The following is a 6,331-nucleotide window of genomic DNA, read 5'->3' on the forward strand; positions in this document are numbered from 1 at the left end:
ATAATGGTGAATTGAAGATTGTTCTTCCTAAAGAAGCACCTAAACGTGTTGATGAAACAAGATATATCCCAATTGAATAAATAAGCTATATTTTCTAGGTAAAACCGTGCACTGCACGGTTTTATTTTTATACCGACATTGTTGGTTTTTACCAACATTTTTCTTTTTTCATTAAAATAAAAAAAGTAGGATTAACTATTTTCCTACTTTTATCCCCAAACAATAACACGATCAATTACACTACTTGCTTGTGCTCGATATGAATACGCAGCTGATTCAAATAATAAATACACATCATAATCCCCATACTTTGATATCATTGCTTGTTCAAGACGAGGTGGAAACACAAAGGTACGATCTGCTTGATCATCTTGTAGCGTATACTCTTTTGTTTCTTTAGTACGATCAAGATAAGCTTGTTCATCAAAGTCAATCATTTCTCTTTGAAGGATATTGATTTCTTTTTTAATGCTTAAAGCTTTTAATTGAGCCTCATCTTTTTCATCTTTCAGTGTATCAATTTTTTCTTTAATTTCTTGATACCCTTCTTTATCTTCTTCATCTATCAAAAAAGCTTTTTCTTCTTTTAAATCATCAATATCTTCTTCTAAACTTTCTACGATATGATTTTGTTCTTCTAACGATAGTTCTAGCGATTTTAATGCTTCTTGTTGTTTAAGAAATAACTTATATTGTTCATCCAAATTAATCATTTCTTCCACATCTTCTTGAAAATCTGAATTCACAAACGATTGTACTTTACTATCTTTGGTACCACTTGATTGAATTAAAATACAATAACCCGTATCTAAATATACTCCCTGACAATATTGATCAATCACTGCTTTTTCTTTTCCATAGGCAATTTCATGATTTCCAAATACTGTTTTCGTTTCTAATCCACCTTCATCATCAATTGGAAAACGTACTACATAACTATCTTTCCATTCGCCTTCATAATAATGACCTACAAATAAATTATTACGATAATAACTTAAAAAAGAAGCAGAACTAAAACCATCTATTTGATACTTTTTATCATAAGAAATAGGCTTCTTTTCCGAATTAAAATCATATTTCTCAATTTTTTCTAATGAAATACAATTTAAATAAGCCGTACGCTCAGAAGTAATAACATTTTCTCCTGTACAGGCAATCCATATATTATTATGGACATCATCATAAGCTATATTTCCTGCATGTGGTTTTCCACTTAGAACAATTTCTTTAATAAATTGATGCGTATTTTTATCCATCATATATAAAACTGAATTATGCGAATGCGTATGACAATACGCACTAATGAATAAATACTTTTCCGTTATACAAATACCTTGTGGTGTCATAGACGTACACATACTAAAATCCGTAGCCGTATTCCCAGCCAATGTTTTAGTTGCTTTCAAACCAGGAATCACATAACTCGTTTGATTGAGTTCTTGTAGATTCAACGTCGATAAATCCTCGTATTTACTTAAATTCTTCATAATCGTTTGATCGTCTAATAAAGGATCGGTATTTGTTTCCGTTAAATCGGTTTCAGGTTCAGTTCCATAGCGATATTCAAACGCATAGTGGCGATAGCCTAAAAAACTGATTCCGATAACGAGTATCAATAATAATACAATTGTTCTTTTCTTCATTCTTTTATTTTATATCAATAAAATTAAATGATAAACCACAAATGAACAAATCCATGCCACAATACACTGCCATAAGACAATTCCTATTGCCCATTTTGTCGATAATTCTCTTTTAATGGATGCGATAGCTGCCACACATGGTGAATACAACAAACTAAAGACAAGTAAAGACGCTGCACTAGCTGTTGTCATAACCGCTGTAATACTTCCATTAAATAAAACTTGCAGAGTAGAAACAACACTTTCTTTTGCCATAATTCCACTAATTAAAGATGTACAAATACGCCAGTCTCCTAATCCAATTGGTTTAAAAATTGGTACTAAAATAGAAGAAACCATGGCAAGAATACTATCTTTGGAATCTGTTACGACATTGAAATGTGTATCAAATCGTTGTAGAAACCAAATGACAATCGTTGCCAAAAGAATAATAGTAAACGCTTTTTGAAGGAAATCTTTCGCTTTTTCCCATAATAATTGACCAACATTCTTAGCCGAAGGAAGACGATAATTTGGTAGTTCCATCACAAAAGGAACCGCTTCTCCTTTAAATAGGATTGCCTTATAAAGGAACGCCATTAAAATTCCAATGATAATTCCTAAAAAATATAGACCTGCCATAATTAAACCTTTATGTTGGGTAAAGAATACATCCACAAAGAACGCATAAATCGGTAGTTTGGCACTACATGACATAAAAGGCGTTAATAATACCGTTAGTTTACGATCTCGTTGAGATGGTAAAGTACGCGTTGCCATAACTGCAGGTACTGTACATCCAAATCCAATCAACATCGGAACAATACTTCTTCCGGATAAACCAATTTTTCGTAATAATTTATCCATCACAAAGGCGACACGAGCAATATAACCACTGTCTTCTAAAATTGATAAGAAGAAAAATAAAGTCACAATAATTGGTAAGAAACTTACAACGGATCCAATTCCTTCAAACATTCCATCAATAATTAAACTATGAATGGTTTCATTGACTTGATAATTCGTTAATAGCGTATCCACAAGCTTCATTAGTGTATCAATTCCCATTTGGAAGATATCCTGGAAAAAAGCTCCAATCACATTAAAAGTCAAATAAAACACAAGAAGCATAATTAAGACAAACACTGGAATTGCGGTATATTTTCCTGTTAATACTTTATCTATTTTTTCCGAACGAATTCTTTCTTTACTCATTTTCGGCTTTTTCACACAAGCTTGACTTACTTTTTTAATAAATGCATAGCGCATATCAGCAATAGCTGCCGAACGATCCAATTGCCTTTCTGTTTCCATTTGCACAATGATATGCTCAAGCATTTCTTTTTCGTTTTGATCTAATTTTAAAGCATCTAAAATTAAATCATCCCCTTCTACTAATTTACTCGAAGAAAAAATTAAAGGAAGATGTGCTCTTTGAGCATGGTCTTCAATCAAATGACGAACTCCGTGTAAACAACGATGTACCGCACCATTGTGGTCTTCTTCACTACAGAAATCTTGACGAACTGGTTTTTCTTGGTATTTGGCAATGTGAATGGCATGTTGAATTAACTCATCTACTCCCTCGTTTTTACTAGCCGAAATAGGAATAACTGGTACGCCTAACATTTCTTCCATTTTATTAATATCAATAGAACCACCGTTTCCAGTTAATTCATCCATCATATTTAGTGCTACAACCATAGGAATATCCATTTCCAATAACTGCATCGTTAAATATAAATTTCTTTCAATATTCGTTGCATCGACAATATTAATAATCGCTTTGGGTTTTTCTTCTAATACGAAATTACGCGAAACAATTTCTTCACTTGTATACGGTGACATAGAATAAATACCCGGTAAATCTGTTACCATCGTATTGGGATATCCTTTAATAGGACCATCTTTACGATCCACAGTAACCCCTGGGAAATTTCCCACATGTTGATTGGAACCCGTTAATTGATTAAATAACGTTGTTTTTCCACAGTTTTGATTTCCCACTAAAGCATAGGTCAATGTTTCATTTGGATCTAAAGGATGTTCCTCGTCTTTATTATGAAATCTTCCTTCTTCTCCTAGACCTGGGTGTTCTACTTTTTTATCAGGAACAATTTCATCTATATCTTGATTTGATTCTATATATTCTACTTCAATTTGTTTGGCATCATCTAATCGAAGTGTTAATTCATATCCATGAATTTGAAATTCAATTGGATCTCCCATAGGCGCAAATTTAATTAATGTGATGCGTGCCCCAGGAATTAATCCCATATCTAAAAAATGTTGACGAAGCGAACCCGTTCCGCCTACTTTAATAATTCGTGCTCTTTTTCCTATTTCAAGTTCATTTAATGTCATACGAACTCCTTTCGAATAGTTAGTTATATCTAACACACAATAATATAACTTATTTTTATCAATTAATCAAGAAACAAAAAAGAGACGCTATACACGTCTCCAACTATCAATCCATTTATTATCCGTAAAATCATATTTTCTTTTATACAAATGTCCATTTTCATTTTTAAACTTATAATCAATCACGTGTCCACTCAACGACAGTTGATATTTCTCATATAAAGAATAATAATCCACTGACAAACTTGATATTAAACCAAGTGAAAGAACCACAAAAAGAAACGTAACAACTGCTTTTTTCATTGCACTTCCTCCAATATTTCAATTCCCTTTAATAAATCATCATCTATATTTGATATGTTTCCTAAGTCGTTCCCATCAATAAATAAACGATCTGTACCATCTTGAAAATGAATAATATAACTATCACTAGATCCCAACAAATCAAAGACACCAAACTGATTTAAAGGAATTGGTTCAAATACAACTAAACTCGATAAAAACACTACAAATCCTAGTGTAGCTAAAATTAAAGGATTCGTTTTTTTAGCTTGATATCCTTCCATTAAATACTTCATTCGATATTTCATATCATTATGTTCATCAATGCTAAATCCTATTCCTTGTGAACTTGATTGTGTCATACATGAAATAATACTTTGAGCATAATCAAAGAATTCTTCTTTATTCATATCTTTCGTAACTCTAAAATCCACATTCATCTCAATGATTAAATCCACTTGTTCCTTGAGTTTATAAACAGGGAAAAACCACCAATAAATCATAATTAAAAAATACACAAAATATTTCTTTAAAATATCATGTTTTTTAATATGTTCCTGTTCATGAAGTAAAATATAATCCAATTCTTTTTCGTATCCATTTTTAGGAATCAAAATATATCCTTTAATACCAATTACCATAGGTGTATCCACTAAATCCGTACGATAATAACGAATACCATTTTTATATAATGGTTCATCTGGTATTTTTTTAATAAACTGATGAACATTGATTAATTTCTTTGAAAAAATAGAAGACATGCTACGCTTCCACAAATCCATAAGAAAATTAATATTCTATATAATGGAATTCCTTTAATTGGGAAATAAAAAAATCGATAAAACCAAAGCATAATATAATGAGAAGGAATCGAAAATGTATATAATAATTCACATGGAATTAATAATTTAATCATAATCACATGAATACAAATATTCATAAAATCAATTCGTAATTTATGATAGTGTTTGTAAGATTTCAACAATAAATTAAATACATAAATAAATAAAATACTAATTCCCATTGAAATAATAAACGAAGAAAAAGATAGTCTCATGAAATGAATGTATCATAAAAAATATAATATTCCACTCTTATAATCATTTTTTATTATGTTATGATAGAAACATGAACATTCACTACAAGAAAGAAAAAAAATTTATATTATTCACTAAAATTCTATTTATTGTATTTATGTTTTTAATTGTATTCCATGGCATTCATTCCACAACTATATTTAAAAGACCAGAAATAAAACACGTTAGTACAGCCATTGTGATTCGAAAAACACTAAATACAAGTGATAGTGCTTATATAGAATTCTTAAAGAATTCCAATCAAGAACAAGCATATTATGATTCTATGTTTTATAAATATATGGACTATGAAATGTATTTAAAAATGATTCATGAATTAAGTACCTATCAAATCCAAGCCTATGACAACAATAAAAAAATGTACATTCAAGATTATCATGAACTAGAAAAAGATTACACAATTTATAGTAAAGTAAAAGTAAAAATTGGTAGTCATGAAACATTTGTGGAATTCGCATCGAAAGAAGAGAAAAATAAAGTCATTGATTTAAATATTATAAAAGATGGGAATATGAAAACATTAATCAGCTAAAATTGTTAAGAATAATAGTATTAGTATTGAAAAAAAACAATCTTCGTTTATAGTAAAATCAAAGATAGTACTATCATTTTTAGAAAGGAGACCATTGTTAATAATGTAATAAATATGACTTCATCTTTTTATATTCAGAGTTTGCTTGTTGGTGGTTTTATAATTTCAAGATTAATTGATTCATTTTTAAAAGAAACACATAATAAATTCAAAAAAATATATATTGTAGTTCTAAACATACTATCCATTGTTTATATTACAGTTTATGCACAAGCATTCTTAACACTTAGTCTTGAAAATGTACATTGGTTCCATTATTTAATTTATAGTATTGTATTGATTTTATATGTAGTTTATATTGTGAAAGTATTTAAAAAGCAAATAGAGTAGAGGGAAAATAAACTATTTTCGCCCCTCTCATTGCACCGTACGTA

General features: G+C 29.8%; 7 protein-coding genes. 2 read left to right on the forward strand and 5 right to left on the reverse strand.

The genetic code is table 11. The features are described 5' to 3' along the window. Nucleotides 1-209: 209 nt before the first annotated feature. The 5 genes from ACI313_RS06050 to ACI313_RS06070 form a co-directional block, all read right to left on the reverse strand. Nucleotides 210-1,643 carry a hypothetical protein gene (locus tag ACI313_RS06050; RefSeq protein ID WP_439755550.1) on the reverse strand — a complete coding sequence of 478 codons (1,434 nt, stop codon included), beginning with the start codon at nt 1,641-1,643 and terminating at the stop codon, nt 210-212. Between the two features lie 9 nt (nt 1,644-1,652). Further along, complete coding sequence (feoB, locus tag ACI313_RS06055) at nt 1,653-3,986, reverse strand: ferrous iron transport protein B (protein WP_439755551.1); 2,334 nt, start codon at nt 3,984-3,986, stop codon at nt 1,653-1,655. Between the two features lie 87 nt (nt 3,987-4,073). Then, complete coding sequence (locus ACI313_RS06060) at nt 4,074-4,289, reverse strand: hypothetical protein (RefSeq protein WP_439755552.1); 216 nt, start codon at nt 4,287-4,289, stop codon at nt 4,074-4,076. Beyond that, nucleotides 4,286-5,029 (reverse strand): M56 family metallopeptidase, encoded by a 744-nt coding sequence (locus ACI313_RS06065; protein ID WP_439755553.1) that lies wholly within the window; start codon nt 5,027-5,029, stop codon nt 4,286-4,288. Before ACI313_RS06065 ends, ACI313_RS06060 begins: the two co-directional genes overlap by 4 nt. After that, nucleotides 5,002-5,325: a hypothetical protein gene (locus ACI313_RS06070; protein WP_439755554.1), complete on the reverse strand. Its 324-nt coding sequence runs from the start codon at nt 5,323-5,325 to the stop codon at nt 5,002-5,004. Before ACI313_RS06070 ends, ACI313_RS06065 begins: the two co-directional genes overlap by 28 nt. Nucleotides 5,326-5,396: 71 nt before the next feature. On the opposite strand from ACI313_RS06070, the gene ACI313_RS06075 reads away from it, so the two are divergent. Together ACI313_RS06075 and ACI313_RS06080 are read left to right on the forward strand one after the other, a co-directional pair. Continuing rightward, entirely contained in the window at nt 5,397-5,897 is a 501-nt protein-coding gene (locus tag ACI313_RS06075; RefSeq protein ID WP_439755555.1) for a hypothetical protein, read from the forward strand. A gap of 114 nt (nt 5,898-6,011) precedes the next feature. After that, nucleotides 6,012-6,287, forward strand: coding sequence for a hypothetical protein (locus ACI313_RS06080; RefSeq protein WP_439755556.1), 276 nt, complete (start codon nt 6,012-6,014; stop codon nt 6,285-6,287). Nucleotides 6,288-6,331: the final 44 nt, after the last annotated feature.

Source organism: Floccifex sp. (assembly GCF_051873495.1).
Lineage (GTDB): Bacteria > Bacillota_I > Bacilli_A > Erysipelotrichales > Erysipelotrichaceae > Floccifex.